The organism is Enterobacter cloacae subsp. cloacae ATCC 13047, from assembly GCF_000025565.1.
Classification (GTDB): Bacteria; Pseudomonadota; Gammaproteobacteria; order Enterobacterales; family Enterobacteriaceae; genus Enterobacter; species Enterobacter cloacae.
This window is the reverse complement of the sequence record NC_014121.1, coordinates 1,780,968-1,795,082: the sequence shown is the minus strand read 5'-3', so window position 1 is coordinate 1,795,082 and position 14,115 is coordinate 1,780,968. Positions and strand designations below refer to the sequence as shown.

The window sequence follows — 14,115 nt, the reverse complement described above, 5'->3', positions numbered from 1 at the left end:
CCAGCAGCCCTCCTCTCATAAGAGAAAGACTGCGGTATACATGGGGATCAGGATAAGTATCGACGGGAAAAACGTTTGGCCAGTTTTTGCAGCAGCGGCTCCAGCGCCACGGCCAGCAACAGTCTTACCGGCTTACGGGCAACAGATTTTATTGCCCAGCCAGCCACGCCTGCCGGACCATAACGTAACGCCGTCAGCAGGACCAGTTTACCTGCGATTTTCAGGCCGGGTTTTACCTTCTGACCGGCCTGTTGCCAGTTTTTGTTCATCTATGTTCTCTCTTAAAGCTGACGAAAACGACTTCTCAGCGTAAAGGTATCAGACGTGACGTAACGTTCCATTTCGCGCAACCGCTTTTCACCTGCGGCCAGTTCAGCATCCACCTGGTTCAGAATGTCACTACTGCTCGGTGCGCCTTCTGCAGCCAATTCACCTTCCGGCATGGGGTCGAGCACAAACGACAATACGATGTACGCCACCAGAGTGATAAACGCCAGACCGAAGAAAATCGATAACACCGTTACCACGCGCACCAGCTTAACCGGTACATCCAGATAGTGGGCAAGCCCCGCACAGACGCCGCGAACCATGCCCTGTTGTGGGATCCGCCACAGCTTTTTATTCAGATTCAGTCCTGACATTAACGCTCCCTCCAGTTCGGGTGTTCCGCATCCAGGATAGCTTCCAGCGCCTGAATACGTTCACGCATCTTATTCGCCTGATCGGACAGCTGTACCAGACGTTGTTGCTCGCTCTGGGAAAGGGCGTCCCGTGAAGAACGGTTGCTGTAGTGCAGCCATAACCAAATCGGCAGCACAAACAGCACGAAAATGGTCAAGGGAATAGCGAGAAAAAGCGCGCTCATGTGTACTCCTTGTCGTACGATGCGTGGCGGCACGCTCAGGTGCCGCATGAATTATTATTGATTGTCTTGCTTCATTTTGGCTTTCAGGGCCGCCAGCTGCTCGCTGATTTCATCGTCGGCTTTCAGATCGGCGAACTGCTGATCGAGCGATTTTTGCTTACCGATGCTGTGGCTTTCCGCTTCCGCTTCCATCTGATCGATACGACGTTCGAAGGACTCAAAACGCGCCATTGCTTCATCAAGCTTACCGCTGTCCAGCTGACGGCGTACATCGCGGGAAGAGTTTGCCGCCTGGTGACGCAGCGTAAGTGCCTGCTGACGCGCACGGGTTTCGCTCAGCTTGTTCTCAAGCTCGCCAATCTCTTTCTTCATACGGGTGAGCGTGTCGTCCACCAGCGTAACTTCATGTTCCAGCGCGGTAACCATATCCGCCAGTTTCTGTTTTTCAATCAATGCGGCACGGGCCAGATCTTCTTTATCTTTACGCAGCGCCAGTTCGGCTTTTTCCTGCCATTCATTAAGCTGGGCGGTAGCCTGCTCAATACGGCGGGTTAATTGCTTTTTCTCAGCCAGCGCACGGGCGGAGGTAGAACGCACTTCAACCAGTGTATCTTCCATTTCCTGAATCATCAGACGCACCAGCTTTTGCGGATCTTCCGCTTTCTCAAGCAGCGAGTTGATGTTGGCGTTCACGATGTCGGCAAAACGAGAAAAAATACCCATAATTCAATCCTCACATTTCTGTTATCGGGCTATGCCCTGCTGTACAGATAATACAATTCCCGTGCCAACTTTTTATCTTATTGATTTCACTGAATGTGATTGATTTTCGCTCACTGTGGAACTAAGCTCACCTGGTGAATCTCGCTAAGGAGTGGTTAATTTCATCATGGCTGAATATAAAGACAATTTACTCGGTGAGGCTAACAGCTTTCTCGAAGTGCTGGAGCAGGTTTCACGCCTCGCCCCTCTCAACAAACCGGTGCTGATAATCGGTGAGCGCGGCACGGGCAAGGAGCTGATCGCCAACCGACTCCACTATCTGTCCGGGCGCTGGGATGGTCCTTTTATTTCGCTTAACTGTGCCGCGCTGAATGAAAACCTGTTGGATACCGAGCTGTTCGGCCATGAAGCGGGAGCCTTTACCGGGGCGCAAAAGCGCCATCCTGGCCGTTTCGAGCGTGCCGACGGCGGCACCCTGTTCCTTGACGAGCTGGCCACCGCGCCAATGCTGGTACAGGAAAAATTGTTGCGCGTCATTGAATATGGCGAGCTGGAACGCGTCGGCGGCAGCCAGCCGCTACAGGTTAACGTGCGTCTGGTCTGTGCGACAAATGCCAACCTGCCGGAAATGGTGGCTGAGGATAAATTTCGCGCCGACCTGCTCGACCGCCTCGCTTTTGACGTCGTCCAGCTTCCACCGCTGCGTGAACGGCGCAGCGATATTATGCTGCTGGCGGAACAGTTTGCCATTCAGATGTGCCGTGAGCTGGGTCTGCCGCTCTTTTCGGGCTTTAGCGATAATGCCCGGGAGACGCTGCTTAACTACCCCTGGCCGGGGAATATTCGCGAGCTGAAGAACGTCGTCGAACGCTCTGTCTACCGTCACGGCAGCAGCGAAACGGAACTGGACAACATTATTCTCGATCCTTTTCAGCGTAACGCGCCATCTGTCACCGCCCCGGCGAGTTCGAACGATGGGCCCTCACTCCCGCTCGATCTGCGCCAGTTTCAGCATAAGCAGGAACAACAGCTACTGGAGCAGAGCCTGAGGATGGCGAAATATAACCAGAAAGGGGCGGCTGAACTGTTGGGGCTGACCTACCACCAGTTAAGAGCATTGCTCAAAAAGCACCAGATGCGCTGACGGGCAGAACCATTCTGACGGGATTTATCCCCGCGAGGTTCCCGCGGGGATAAGAGTTATGCTACCGCAATATGCATCTGCGAAAGCATATCGGTATTCACACCGACCAGCGTGACGCTGCTGTCGCCGTAGGTGAGTAAGGCATTATCACCTTCAAACGACAGGTGGTTGAGATAGCTGTCATTATCGGCAATGTTCTGGTTAGCCATAAAGATCAGGCTGTCGCTGGCGGAGAGGTTATAGACCGTGTCATGACCAAAATCACCGTAGAAGAGAAGCGTGTTTTCGCTGCCGTTAAGGTGGATGGCGTCGTCGGCATACCCGGAAACCACATTGTTATTGTTCCCGTTTACGCTGATCTCACTGTCATTGGCTCCTGAATAGAACCAGCTATCATTACTGGCGGTCGAGATAGTGAAGCTGTTCTCTTTACCGGCATAATAGCTTTTCGCATACGCGATTGAGCCACTGTCACCTTCTAAGCCATAATCCGTGACCTGCCATGTCGCGTTCTGGTTGATGTTAATACCAAACAGGCTGAACAAGGTGTGGTCTGCGTTAACGTAATGGATATCTTCCGCCCGTGTAATATCGCCGGTGGAATATTTAAAGTACAGCGTCCCTTCTGCATCGTGGCTAAACGTAAAATCGGCAATATGACATTCCGTTACGTAGGTGTTAGTCCCTGCGCCGCCATAAATAACGTTGTAGCCGCTGTGATCTTTAAAACTGTCATCTCCCCCACCACCGCAGAGATAATCGTTACCCTTCCCTCCTTGTAATAAATCATTTGTTTCGGTACCAATAATAAATGTTGATCCCACATGCGTTACGGATTTATTGAGATCCGAAACCCAGGTCGTGGAACGGTATGCTTCAGAAAGATTAGAAACAATGATATTGTAATTTTGATGGGTGAAATCATAGATTTCAGAATCCATAATTCGTAATGCACCGTCCGTATAGCCCTGACCGGAGTGCCCGGCCCAGGACGCCATATTCGCGATCGAAAAGATCTTACAATCGTTGGTCAGGCCGGCATAGTAATCATTAAAGGAGACGATGTTGTTGGTGCAGGTTTCAAGCGGCGTGTCGTGGTTAAATAAACTGTCCAGCGTCAAGCTGTGACCCGTTAACACACGAAATACCGGATCGTTCTCATAACCAATATTAAGCACTTTGTCATCGGCCAGGTTTTGAGTCGGAGAGGCGAATGCGACGTAGCTTGCGTCCTCAAAGAAACCACCCCACTGGCCCTGTGCGGACAGGGTTGCCATGCTGTTAACAGCCAGTCCGCCAAGACTATGTCCGGTAATGATGATGTCATTACCGGTCAGGCCATTTGCCGTGGCAAACGCGGCCACCGAACTCATGAGGTTTTTATACGCGTTGAGAACATAGTTATCCGCATAGCCGTCGACCAGTGCAGATAATACGTCGCTGACGGTATCCATCGCGGTATTGATGGTATGCTGAAGTGAAGGCGCGCTGGCGTAAGTGCCCGTCCCCCAGAAGCTAATGCCTATATTGACCAGCTTGCCATTGGCGTCATATTTTCCCATAACGTTGCATTCAGCGCTGGTTTCAAGAAGACTTTCGCCATAAAAAGCACCATAGGGATTAGTACAGCCGCTGTAGTTAAGCGTGGTCCCGTCTAATACTTTCCAGCCATTTTCTTCTGTATAGGTATAATCAGCATACGTGGCTGCACCAAAATTGATACTTTCAATGGTCAGTGCATCCTTAATAAGCTGCGTGTTTTTCTCGCCCTGATAATCGAATACAGGCATAGTCGTCCCTCTGTTTATTATCAACAATCATTGAGCAAAATACGAATCAAGTAACATAACGTTATCATTGTTTATTTCGCCCGTCTGCGCGAGCAAACTGACCCATGCCTTAATGACAGCATGTTTTTCTGCAGTAAGCTCAACTTTGGTTTTATAGAAAGATTGTTCTGCATTTAATAAATCGATATTCATGCGCTGACCAGCCTGAATGCTTTTTTTCGTCGCTTCAATCTGACGCCTGGCGGCGTCCACCGCGGAAGCATAGGCAGCAAGGCGCTCTGACGCATGGAGGCATTTATTTAAGGATTTTTTAATTTCGCTGTAGGTCGCCAGCCGCTGTGCATCATGAAGATATTTTGCCTGCTCATAGCGGGCCGCTGCCTGACGCAGGGACGCTGAAACGCCGCCCCCGGAAAAGAGATCCATGCTTACGCGCAGGCCTATGCTGTCGGTACGATATTTCTGATGAATGGTATTGTCGTTGCTTGAATCGTTCTCCGAATGCATCGCGTAAAGCTGTACCCGGGGAAGCGCGCCAGCGCGACTGCGTTCAATTTCATAGCGTTTTTCTTCCACGTTATGTCCGGCAGAAAGAATATCGGGATTATGCGCAGCCGCCTTTTGTTCCCAGTATCGATAGTCTCCTGATGCCAGCGGCAGCTTAAGCGGCTTTTCACCGAGTATCGGTAGCGTTGCCGTCTGCGAGAGATCCACGCCCACGATCGCTGATAACGCAACGTTAGCCGTATCCAGCGTATCGCGCGCCTCCACCTCATCCGCAATCGCCAGGCTGAGCGCAGAGGCGGTCTCTGTGACATCCGTTACTGCGCCCTCACCGGCCTCAAACTGTCGCTGAGCCTGCTTTTTCTGCTCTTCCAGCCCCTGACGATGCAGAGTCGCAAGCTGGAGCCGTTGATGCGCCTCGGTAAGATCCAGCCAGGCGGTAATGAAGCGGTTTTGCAGATCAAGCAGACTGCTTCGGTAGCGTTCATCAGACTGCATTTTTTTGATAATGCCGATGCGATACCCCGCATAGGCATCGTAATCAAACAGCGGCTGAACAACGGTAACCGATCCCGAATAACTGTCATATTGTTGATGCTGCACCACCTCAGAACGCTCCTCCAACAAATTTGTCTGCTGGTACTGCTGCCGCTGCCAGTTACGCGGTGCGCGTTGATAGCTAACGCTGACTTTTGGCAGTAACCCGGCGCGACCGATGGGGATGTACTCTTCTCCGGCAAGCTGATCCTTCACGGCAGCGCGGTATTGCGGATCGTTGTCCAGCGCCATGAACCAGCCCTGAGTCAGTGTCAGCGCACCTGCTGAAAAGGACGTCATCAGCGCGAGCAGATACACAACAGGTATGAACTTTGCGGTAAGCATCTTTACTCCTCGATGAACGACCGCGATGCACGATCCACAATGGGTTTCAGCAGATAGCTCAACAGCGAGCGCTCTCCGGCTTTAATAAAGACCTCTACTGGCATACCCGGTTTAACCTCCTCGCTCTTCAGCTTTTTCATCCCCTCCGGCGTAACGGCGATCTGAATCTTGTAGTACGGCTGCTGGGTGGTGGGATCGGTCTGGCGATCCGCTGACACCAGCGATACCCGGGCCGGGATTTTCGGCGTGCTTTGCTGGTTGAAGGCGGTAAACATCAGGGTAACGGGCATGCCCTTATGGACTTTATCGATCAGGGCGACGTCAATTTGTGAGTCGATAATCAGGGGGGAGGCCTGCGGGACAATTTCCAGTAGCTGCTCGCCCGCGCTCACCACCGCGCTGTCGCTGGCAAGCGCGAGGTTCATTACCACACCATCCTGCGGTGCGACAACGCGGGTCAGGGAGAGATCGACACCGGAGAGCGTCAGCTGTTTTTTGCTCTCGCTGACCTGCAGGCGAAGCTGGTCAATTTGCGTTTCAATATCTTTCCGGTTATCAATCAACCGCTGCTGCATGCCGCGTTTGAGCTGGGCGATCTGATTCCCTAACTCTACGATTTTGCTGCGGGTTTCACCCACCTCGCCCGCCAGAGACGCCGATTGCACCTGGATATCGAGATAGCGGTTACGGGGGAAATAGCCCTCTTCCATTAGTGGTTTCAGGTCTTTGAGTTGACGATTTAACAGTGCGAGCCCTTGCGCTTTCGTCTCGCAGGTTCTGGCAAGCGAATCGCGCTGGCGAGCCAGCCCTGCAATGGCCTGAGCGTCGTTTTCCTGAGCATTTTTCAGCGCCTCCTGCCGGGCATGCATAAGCTGGCGTTGCTGAGCCACTATGGGCTTGATCGCATCCCGCAGGGCTTCGTCTTCTGTCTCAGGGGGTAAGGTCAGCGTTTGCATGCCCGCCAGCTCAGACTGCAGGCGGCTTTCAGCAATGAGCGACGTCAGATAATGCTGGCGCGCAGCGGAGAGTTGGGCGAGCGTCGATTGCTGGCTGAGCAGCACCAGCAGGTCGCCTTTATGTACCGTCTGCCCCTCTCTGACGGCGATGCTTGTCACCACACCGCCTGTGGGTGCCTGAACGGCCTTACGGTAGCCGTCCACCACCACGGTTCCGGTGGAAACAACACCTTTATCCAGCGGCGCCAGTGCCGCCCAGAGCAAGAAAGATCCCAGACCTGCCAGCAACACTACCCAGCCAAGGCGGACAAACGGAACGACGTCAACAAGGGGCGTCTTCTGCGCATCGCTATTATGCATGGGCTTTTCCTTGTTCAGCAGGGACGCTGTGTGTCTTATTTACCGGGCGAGCTGACTGCTGTAAGAGTTGTGCCGTTGGGCCATAAAGCTTGGTTTTTCCGCCTTCCAGGACGAGCAAATGGCTGGTCAGCGGCAATATTCCCGGACGATGAGAAATGATGACAACGCTTTTTTTCTGCTGCCGGAGCTGCCGGATAACCTGCTGCAAAGCCTGCTCACCCGATTCATCGAGGTGAGCGTTGGGCTCATCAAGGATCACCAGTGCCGGATTGCCGTACAGCGCCCGGGCCAGGCCAATGCGCTGTTTTTGCCCACCCGACAGGGCCATACCCTGCTCGCCGGTCAGGGTGTTATACCCGTCAGGCATACGCAAAATCATGTCGTGGATCCCGGCCTGCTTTGCCGTGGCGATCAGTTGCGTTGAATCAATCTCCCCAAACTGGGCAATATTCTCAGCGAGGGTTCCCGTGAAAAGCGTAACGTCCTGTGGCAAGTAGCCGATTCCAGGACCCGGCTTCTGCTTCTGCCACTGGTAAATATCTGCCCCATCCAGCCTGACATCCCCCTCTCCGGCAGGCCAGACACCGCACAACACTCTGGCGAGACAGGATTTCCCCGATGCACTGGCTCCCACAATTCCCAGCACCTCACCCGGGTTTACCCGCAGAGTGATGTTTTGCAGTATGGGCTGCCGGGGGTTTCCCGGAGGGAAAACGGTGACATTCTCCACCGTGAGCACTCCCTGCGCAGCCGGCAGGCGAATGCTCTCCTGCGCCGGGGGAAAGTCTCCCGTCAGACGAACCACGCGTTCCCATGCCAGACGAGCTGACCGGTAGCCTTTCGCCATGCTGATGAGTTGTTCCACCGGTGACAGCGCTCTTCCGAGCAAAATTGAGCCCGCGATCATCATGCCCGGCGAGATGTCTCCCAGAATCGCCAGCCAGCAGCCCAGCCCCAACATCAGGGACTGAAGCGCCATGCGTACGGTTTTGGTGACGGCAGACATCAATACAGCGCGTTCACTGGCCGCACTCTGGCAATAAAGGAACTGTTGATGTCCGCGCCACCAGCGCGCCTTCACGTTGTCAGTCATCCCCAGGGCATGCAGCGTCTCAGCAGATTGTAAGGAGCTGTTAGCCTGGTGATTTGAGATCAAGGCATACCCCCCCGCTTCATTCAAAAGCTGACGCGTCGTTTTTTCGTTAATAAACGCCAGGGCCAGCAGCAGACATGCGCCTGAAAGCGAGAACACCCCGAGCCAGGTGTTAAAAAGAAAAATAACGCCGAGGTAAACAGGAAACCAAATGGAATCAAAAACCGCAAATAACGCCGGGCCGGTAACAAACTGGCGTATAACGGTGAGGTCGCTGATAGCCTGCCCGGCATTCGGGCTGTGCTTAACGAGATTACTTTCACATGCAGCGGTATAGAGTGCAGGCGAAAGCGCATTATCAAATTGATTACCCAATCGGATGATGACGATGCCACGCGCGTAATCAAGGAGTGCCATGACGGCAAACATAAATAACACCAGCAGCGTCAACATAAAAAGCGTTGTGGTATTCCCGGATGACAGCGCGCGATCGTAAACCTGCAACATATAAATAGATGGTGCCAGCATCAGTATATTTATGACCGATGAGAAAAACGCAATCGTCACGAATATGCGCGTGCGAACGCGTGCAAAATTCTTAATTAGCCCCAAAGGTTCAATCATTCCCTAACTCTCTGATGTTTTGGTCACTTCTCATGCCATGAGAAAGACGCGAGACGTCCATGATGAAAAAGATTTAACATTAAATATAAAAAAGCAGACAATCAGGCGCAGTGCCGTTCGGTATGCCCCAACAGAAAACTGTAATTTTCTTAGATGTTATGACGATTCATTTTATTCTTTTTTCTTTCGCCCTGCCAAATTGCAAGATCAGAGGGTCAGTATATAAATCAACATTACTCGTAACGCAACCATTAATTAAGCAAGTATACGTTTAGTGAATATTTCTTATTGTAATACATCGACTCAATAATAATTCACGCCATCGCATCATGCTTGCACAGGATAAACAGCGCGCACTTTATTATAGGGGATTTATTGCCCACCCAATATCGCATCGCGAGGTAACGGGAAGATGTCTGCCGTGAGTTCCATCAGCCAATCACGCACACAGTTGCTAACCGCATACGGTCTGTCGGGGCGAATCCTTCGTTTATAGCGAGTCAGACAGGGCATGAAAATGCTAAGATGGTTTATGAGGTATATTCAAAGTGGAGAGTCGGTATGAATGCCGATCAGGTTGGTATGCTGAATGAGCGACTGCAAACGCTACTGCCCCCAGGATGCCCTCAGGGATAAACGACACTGGATAATTTCGTTTAATATTAGTAAGATAGCCACTTAACATATCATACCTTAAAAATTATGCGTCTGGTTTTATCGTCCTTTTTTGCACTCAGTCTGTTCAGTAGCCAGGCCTTTGCTGCCCCCGAGCCAACTGAGCAGCCTGATATTCGTGACAGTGGCTTCGTCTACTGCGTCAGCGGACAGGTTGATACCTTCAACCCACAAAAAGCGGGCAGCGGCCTGATTGTGGATACTCTCGCCGCTCAGCTTTACGACCGTCTGCTTGATGTTGATCCGTACACCTACCGTCTGGTGCCGGAGCTGGCGGAAAGCTGGGAGGTGCTGGACAACGGCGCAACTTACCGTTTCCGTCTGCGTGATGACGTTGCGTTTCAGCATACGCCGTGGTTTACCCCCACGCGCAAGCTGAATGCAGACGATGTGGTCTTTACGTTCCAGCGTATCTTCAACCGCCATCACCCCTGGCATAACGTCAACGGGGGGAACTTCCCCTATTTCGACAGCCTGCAGTTTGCCGACACCGTTAAAAGCGTGCGCAAACTGGATAACCGGACGGTTGAATTTTCCCTGACGCGCCCGGATGCCTCTTTCCTCTGGCATCTGGCGACCCACTATGCGTCCGTCATGTCCGCTGAGTACGCGGCAAAGCTGAACAAGCAGGATCGTCAGGAGCTGCTTGACCGCCAGCCGGTCGGTACCGGTCCGTTCCAGCTGGCCGAATACCGCGCCGGGCAATATATTCGCCTGCAGCGCCACGAACACTTCTGGCGCGGCACGCCGCTGATGCCGCAGGTAGTGGTCGACCTCGGGTCCGGCGGTACAGGACGGCTCTCAAAGCTGCTGACCGGCGAATGTGACGTGCTGGCCTGGCCTGCCGCCAGCCAGCTCACTATTTTACGCGACGATCCGCGCCTGCGCCTGACGCTGCGCCCGGGTATGAACATTGCCTATCTCGCTTTTAACACCGATAAGCCGCCGCTGAATAACCCGGCAGTTCGTCATGCGCTGGCGCTGGCCATTAACAACCAGCGTTTGATGCAGTCCATTTATTACGGCACCGCGGAAACCGCTGCCTCTATTTTACCGCGCGCCTCGTGGGCGTATGACGGTGAAGCCAAAATCACGGAATACAATCCGGCAAAAGCACGCGAACAGCTTAAAGCGTTGGGCGCTGAAAACCTGACGCTGCAACTCTGGGTACCGACCAGCTCTCAGGCATGGAACCCTAGCCCACTGAAAACCGCCGAGCTGCTGCAGGCTGATATGGCGCAGGTCGGTGTAAAAGTGATCATCATTCCGGTTGAAGGGCGTTTTCAGGAAGCGCGCCTGATGGATATGAACCATGACCTCACGCTGACGGGCTGGGCGACTGACAGTAACGACCCGGACAGTTTCTTCCGTCCGTTGCTGAGCTGCGCGGCAATAAACTCACAGACCAACTACGCTCACTGGTGCAACCGCGAGTTTGACGCCGTTCTGCAAAAAGCGCTGGCGTCACAACAGCTCTCGTCACGCATTGATGCCTATGATGAAGCGCAAAAGATCCTCGCTAAGGAACTGCCCGTGCTGCCGCTGGCCTCTTCCCTGCGTCTGCAGGCCTATCGTTACGATATTAAAGGCCTGGTATTGAGCCCGTTTGGCAACGCCTCCTTCGCCGGGGTCGACCGTGAAAAAGAACAAGAGGTGAAAAAACCATGATCATTTTTACCTTGCGTCGACTCCTGTTACTGCTGGTGACGCTCTTTTTACTGACCTTCGTGGGATTCAGCCTGAGCTACTTTACGCCGCACGCCCCGCTTCAGGGATCGTCGCTGTGGGATGCCTGGCTGTTCTGGTTCAACGGCCTGCTGCACTGGGATTTTGGCGTCTCCAGTATCAACGGACAGCTTATCTCTGAGCAGTTGAAAGACGTGTTCCCGGCCACGATGGAGCTCTGTATTCTGGCCTTCGGCTTTGCCCTGATGGTGGGCATTCCAGTGGGCATGCTGGCGGGGATTTATCGCAATAAATGGCAGGATAAATTTATCAGCGCCCTCGCCCTGCTCGGCTTTTCTATCCCGGTCTTCTGGCTGGCGCTGTTGCTGACGCTGTTCTTCTCTCTGACGATGGGCTGGCTGCCGGTTTCAGGCCGCTTTGACCTCCTCTACACGGTTAAATCGGTGACCGGTTTCGCCATTATTGATGCATGGCTCTCTGATTCCGTCTGGCGTCACGAAATGATCGTCAGCGCCCTGCGTCATATGGTGTTGCCGGTGCTAACGCTTGCGGTGGCGCCAACAACCGAAGTGATCCGCCTGATGCGCTTGAGCACCATGGAAGTGTTTGATCAGAACTACGTTAAAGCTGCGGCCACGCGCGGTCTCTCACGCCTGACTATCTTGCGTCGTCACGTACTGCATAACGCGCTCCCGCCGGTTATTCCGCGCCTTGGGCTGCAGTTTTCGACCATGCTAACCCTGGCGATGATCACCGAGATGGTCTTTAGCTGGCCAGGTCTGGGCCGGTGGCTCATTAACGCCATTCGTCAGCAGGATTACGCCGCCATTTCAGCAGGCGTCATGGTGATTGGTTCGCTGGTGATTATTGTTAACGTGATTTCCGATATTTTGGGTGCAATGGCCAACCCGTTGAAGCATAAGGAATGGTATGCCTTACGATAGCGTATACAGTGAAAAGCGCACGCCCGGTGCGCTACGTACCGTGTGGCGTAAATTCTATGGTGACACCACGGCAATGATCGGCCTGTACGGCTGTGCCGGTCTGGTCTTGCTGTGCGTATTTGGATCGTGGTTTGCGCCATACGGTATCGACCAGCAGTTCCTCGGCTATCAATTGTTGCCCCCGTCGTGGTCGCGCTATGGGGAAGTTTCCTTCTTCCTGGGCACCGACGATCTGGGCCGTGATGTGCTGAGCCGCCTGCTGAGCGGTGCCGCCCCAACGGTGGGTGGTGCGTTTGTGGTGACGCTTGCCGCCACAGTTTGCGGTCTGGCGCTGGGCATTTTTGCTGGCTCCACCCACGGTCTGCGCTCGGCGGTGCTGAATCACATTCTGGACACCCTGCTCTCTATCCCATCGCTGCTGCTGGCGATCATTGTGGTGGCCTTTGCCGGGCCGCACCTGATGCATGCCATGTTTGCCGTGTGGCTGGCTATCCTGCCCCGTATCGTTCGCTCTGTGTACAGCATGGTGCATGACGAACTGGAGAAAGAGTATGTTGTTGCTGCCCGTCTGGACGGTGCCACCACGCTGAATATTCTCTGGTTTGCCGTCCTGCCGAATATCGCAGCCGGGCTGGTCACCGAGATCACCCGCGCCCTGTCGATGGCGATACTGGATATCGCTGCGCTGGGTTTCCTCGATTTGGGTGCCCAACTGCCGTCACCGGAATGGGGTGCGATGCTGGGCGATGCGCTGGAGCTTATCTACGTCGCCCCGTGGACAGTTATGTTACCGGGTGCGGCCATTATGGTCAGCGTGTTGCTGATTAACCTGCTGGGCGACGGTATTCGCCGCGCAATTAATGCGGGGGTGCAATAATGCCGCTTCTTGATATCCGCAACCTCACCATCGAGTTTAAAACCGGTGAGGGCTGGGTTAAGGCTGTCGATCGAATCAGCATTACCCTTGCTGAAGGTGAAATTCGCGGGCTGGTGGGCGAATCCGGCTCCGGGAAAAGCCTCATCGCCAAAGCCATTTGTGGTGTAGCGAAGGACAACTGGCGCGTCACCGCCGACCGCATGCGGTTTGATGATATCGACCTGCTGCGCCTCTCCCCGCGCGAACGTCGCAAGCTGGTGGGCCATAACGTCTCGATGATTTTCCAGGAGCCACAATCCTGCCTTGACCCGTCCGAGCGCGTAGGTAAGCAGCTGATGCAGAATATCCCCGGCTGGACCTATAAAGGCCGCTGGTGGCAGCGTTTCGGCTGGCGCAAACGCCGCGCCATTGAGTTGCTGCACCGCGTCGGGATCAAAGATCATAAAGACGCAATGCGCAGTTTCCCCTACGAACTCACCGACGGTGAATGCCAGAAAGTGATGATCGCCATCGCGCTGGCCAATCAGCCGCGCCTATTGATTGCGGATGAACCAACGAACGCGATGGAGCCGACCACGCAGGCGCAGATATTTCGTCTGCTGACGCGGCTGAATCAGAATAACAACACCACCATTTTGCTGATCAGTCACGACCTGCAAATGCTCAGCAAATGGGCGGATAAAATTGATGTGATGTACTGTGGGCAAACGGTGGAAACCGCCCCCAGTGAAGATCTGATCACCACGCCGCACCACCCCTATACGCAGGCGCTGATTCGTGCGATCCCGGATTTTGGCAGCGCCATGCCGCACAAGAGCCGTCTGAACACGCTGCCGGGTGCGATCCCGCTTCTGGAATCATTGCCGATAGGCTGTCGTCTTGGGCCACGTTGCCCGTATGCTCAGCGTAAGTGTATTGAAACGCCGCGTCTGACGGGGGCGAAAAACCATCTTTACGCCTGTCATTTCCCGCTGAACATGGAGAGAGAGTGA

13 protein-coding genes are annotated in these 14,115 nt (G+C 53.8%); 5 read left to right on the top strand and 8 right to left on the bottom strand.

The genetic code is table 11. The features are described from left to right. Positions 1-47: 47 nt before the first annotated feature. Genes pspD through pspA form a run of 4 tightly spaced genes read right to left on the bottom strand, consistent with a single transcriptional unit; the run spans position 48 to position 1,588 of the window. Positions 48-269: a phage shock protein PspD gene (gene pspD, locus ECL_RS08770; RefSeq protein ID WP_013096406.1), complete on the bottom strand. Its 222-nt coding sequence runs from the start codon at positions 267-269 to the stop codon at positions 48-50. 12 nt (positions 270-281) lie between these two features. Then, positions 282-641: an envelope stress response membrane protein PspC gene (pspC, locus tag ECL_RS08765; protein ID WP_013096405.1), complete on the bottom strand. Its 360-nt coding sequence runs from the start codon at positions 639-641 to the stop codon at positions 282-284. Beyond that, the gene (pspB, locus tag ECL_RS08760) at positions 641-865 is read right to left on the bottom strand and encodes an envelope stress response membrane protein PspB (RefSeq protein WP_013096404.1); all 225 of its coding nucleotides are present in this window, start codon (positions 863-865) and stop codon (positions 641-643) included. Before pspB ends, pspC begins: the two co-directional genes overlap by 1 nt. Before the next feature lie 54 nt (positions 866-919). Next, on the bottom strand, positions 920-1,588 hold the full coding sequence (gene pspA, locus ECL_RS08755; protein ID WP_013096403.1) for a phage shock protein PspA: 669 nt from the start codon (positions 1,586-1,588) through the stop codon (positions 920-922). A 166-nt stretch (positions 1,589-1,754) separates the two neighbouring features. Between pspA and pspF the strand changes: the two genes are divergently transcribed. After that, positions 1,755-2,732, top strand: a complete 978-nt coding sequence (pspF, locus tag ECL_RS08750; RefSeq protein WP_013096402.1) for a phage shock protein operon transcriptional activator — start codon at positions 1,755-1,757, stop codon at positions 2,730-2,732. A gap of 56 nt (positions 2,733-2,788) precedes the next feature. Here the strand turns inward: pspF and ECL_RS08745 are convergent, their stop codons facing one another. From ECL_RS08745 to ECL_RS08730, 4 genes are read right to left on the bottom strand one after another with little or no spacing between them, the layout of a single operon-like run. Then, positions 2,789-4,522: a polyurethane esterase gene (locus tag ECL_RS08745; protein ID WP_013096401.1), complete on the bottom strand. Its 1,734-nt coding sequence runs from the start codon at positions 4,520-4,522 to the stop codon at positions 2,789-2,791. A gap of 27 nt (positions 4,523-4,549) precedes the next feature. Then, positions 4,550-5,908 carry a TolC family outer membrane protein gene (locus ECL_RS08740; protein ID WP_013096400.1) on the bottom strand — a complete coding sequence of 453 codons (1,359 nt, stop codon included), beginning with the start codon at positions 5,906-5,908 and terminating at the stop codon, positions 4,550-4,552. 2 nt (positions 5,909-5,910) lie between these two features. Further along, positions 5,911-7,224: an HlyD family type I secretion periplasmic adaptor subunit gene (locus ECL_RS08735; RefSeq protein ID WP_013096399.1), complete on the bottom strand. Its 1,314-nt coding sequence runs from the start codon at positions 7,222-7,224 to the stop codon at positions 5,911-5,913. Further along, complete coding sequence (locus ECL_RS08730; RefSeq protein WP_044158338.1) at positions 7,217-8,941, bottom strand: type I secretion system permease/ATPase; 1,725 nt, start codon at positions 8,939-8,941, stop codon at positions 7,217-7,219. Before ECL_RS08730 ends, ECL_RS08735 begins: the two co-directional genes overlap by 8 nt. Positions 8,942-9,643: 702 nt before the next feature. Here ECL_RS08730 and sapA point away from each other — a divergent pair. The 4 genes from sapA to sapD are packed head-to-tail and all read left to right on the top strand — an operon-like array spanning position 9,644 to position 14,115. After that, positions 9,644-11,284 carry an ABC transporter substrate-binding protein SapA gene (gene sapA / locus ECL_RS08725; RefSeq protein ID WP_013096397.1) on the top strand — a complete coding sequence of 547 codons (1,641 nt, stop codon included), beginning with the start codon at positions 9,644-9,646 and terminating at the stop codon, positions 11,282-11,284. Further along, on the top strand, positions 11,281-12,246 hold the full coding sequence (gene sapB / locus ECL_RS08720) for a putrescine export ABC transporter permease SapB (protein WP_013096396.1): 966 nt from the start codon (positions 11,281-11,283) through the stop codon (positions 12,244-12,246). Before sapA ends, sapB begins: the two co-directional genes overlap by 4 nt. Next, positions 12,233-13,123 (top strand): putrescine export ABC transporter permease SapC, encoded by an 891-nt coding sequence (gene sapC / locus ECL_RS08715; protein ID WP_013096395.1) that lies wholly within the window; start codon positions 12,233-12,235, stop codon positions 13,121-13,123. Before sapB ends, sapC begins: the two co-directional genes overlap by 14 nt. After that, a complete protein-coding gene (sapD, locus tag ECL_RS08710; protein WP_013096394.1) occupies positions 13,123-14,115 on the top strand; it encodes a peptide ABC transporter ATP-binding protein SapD in 993 nt (330 codons plus the stop codon). Before sapC ends, sapD begins: the two co-directional genes overlap by 1 nt.

Excerpts from the sequence above, each read along its gene's own strand:
- ECL_RS08730 (WP_044158338.1), bottom strand. The coding sequence starts at position 8,941 with ATGATTGAACCTTTGGGGCTAATTAAGAATTTTGCACGCGTTCGCACG.
- pspC (WP_013096405.1), bottom strand. The coding sequence starts at position 641 with ATGTCAGGACTGAATCTGAATAAAAAGCTGTGGCGGATCCCACAACAG.
- sapD (WP_013096394.1), top strand. The coding sequence starts at position 13,123 with ATGCCGCTTCTTGATATCCGCAACCTCACCATCGAGTTTAAAACCGGT.
- ECL_RS08745 (WP_013096401.1), bottom strand. The coding sequence starts at position 4,522 with ATGCCTGTATTCGATTATCAGGGCGAGAAAAACACGCAGCTTATTAAG.
- sapA (WP_013096397.1), top strand. The coding sequence starts at position 9,644 with ATGCGTCTGGTTTTATCGTCCTTTTTTGCACTCAGTCTGTTCAGTAGC.
- ECL_RS08740 (WP_013096400.1), bottom strand. The coding sequence starts at position 5,908 with ATGCTTACCGCAAAGTTCATACCTGTTGTGTATCTGCTCGCGCTGATG.
- sapC (WP_013096395.1), top strand. The coding sequence starts at position 12,233 with ATGCCTTACGATAGCGTATACAGTGAAAAGCGCACGCCCGGTGCGCTA.
- sapB (WP_013096396.1), top strand. The coding sequence starts at position 11,281 with ATGATCATTTTTACCTTGCGTCGACTCCTGTTACTGCTGGTGACGCTC.
- ECL_RS08735 (WP_013096399.1), bottom strand. The coding sequence starts at position 7,224 with ATGCATAATAGCGATGCGCAGAAGACGCCCCTTGTTGACGTCGTTCCG.
- pspA (WP_013096403.1), bottom strand. The coding sequence starts at position 1,588 with ATGGGTATTTTTTCTCGTTTTGCCGACATCGTGAACGCCAACATCAAC.
- pspD (WP_013096406.1), bottom strand. The coding sequence starts at position 269 with ATGAACAAAAACTGGCAACAGGCCGGTCAGAAGGTAAAACCCGGCCTG.
- pspB (WP_013096404.1), bottom strand. The coding sequence starts at position 865 with ATGAGCGCGCTTTTTCTCGCTATTCCCTTGACCATTTTCGTGCTGTTT.
- pspF (WP_013096402.1), top strand. The coding sequence starts at position 1,755 with ATGGCTGAATATAAAGACAATTTACTCGGTGAGGCTAACAGCTTTCTC.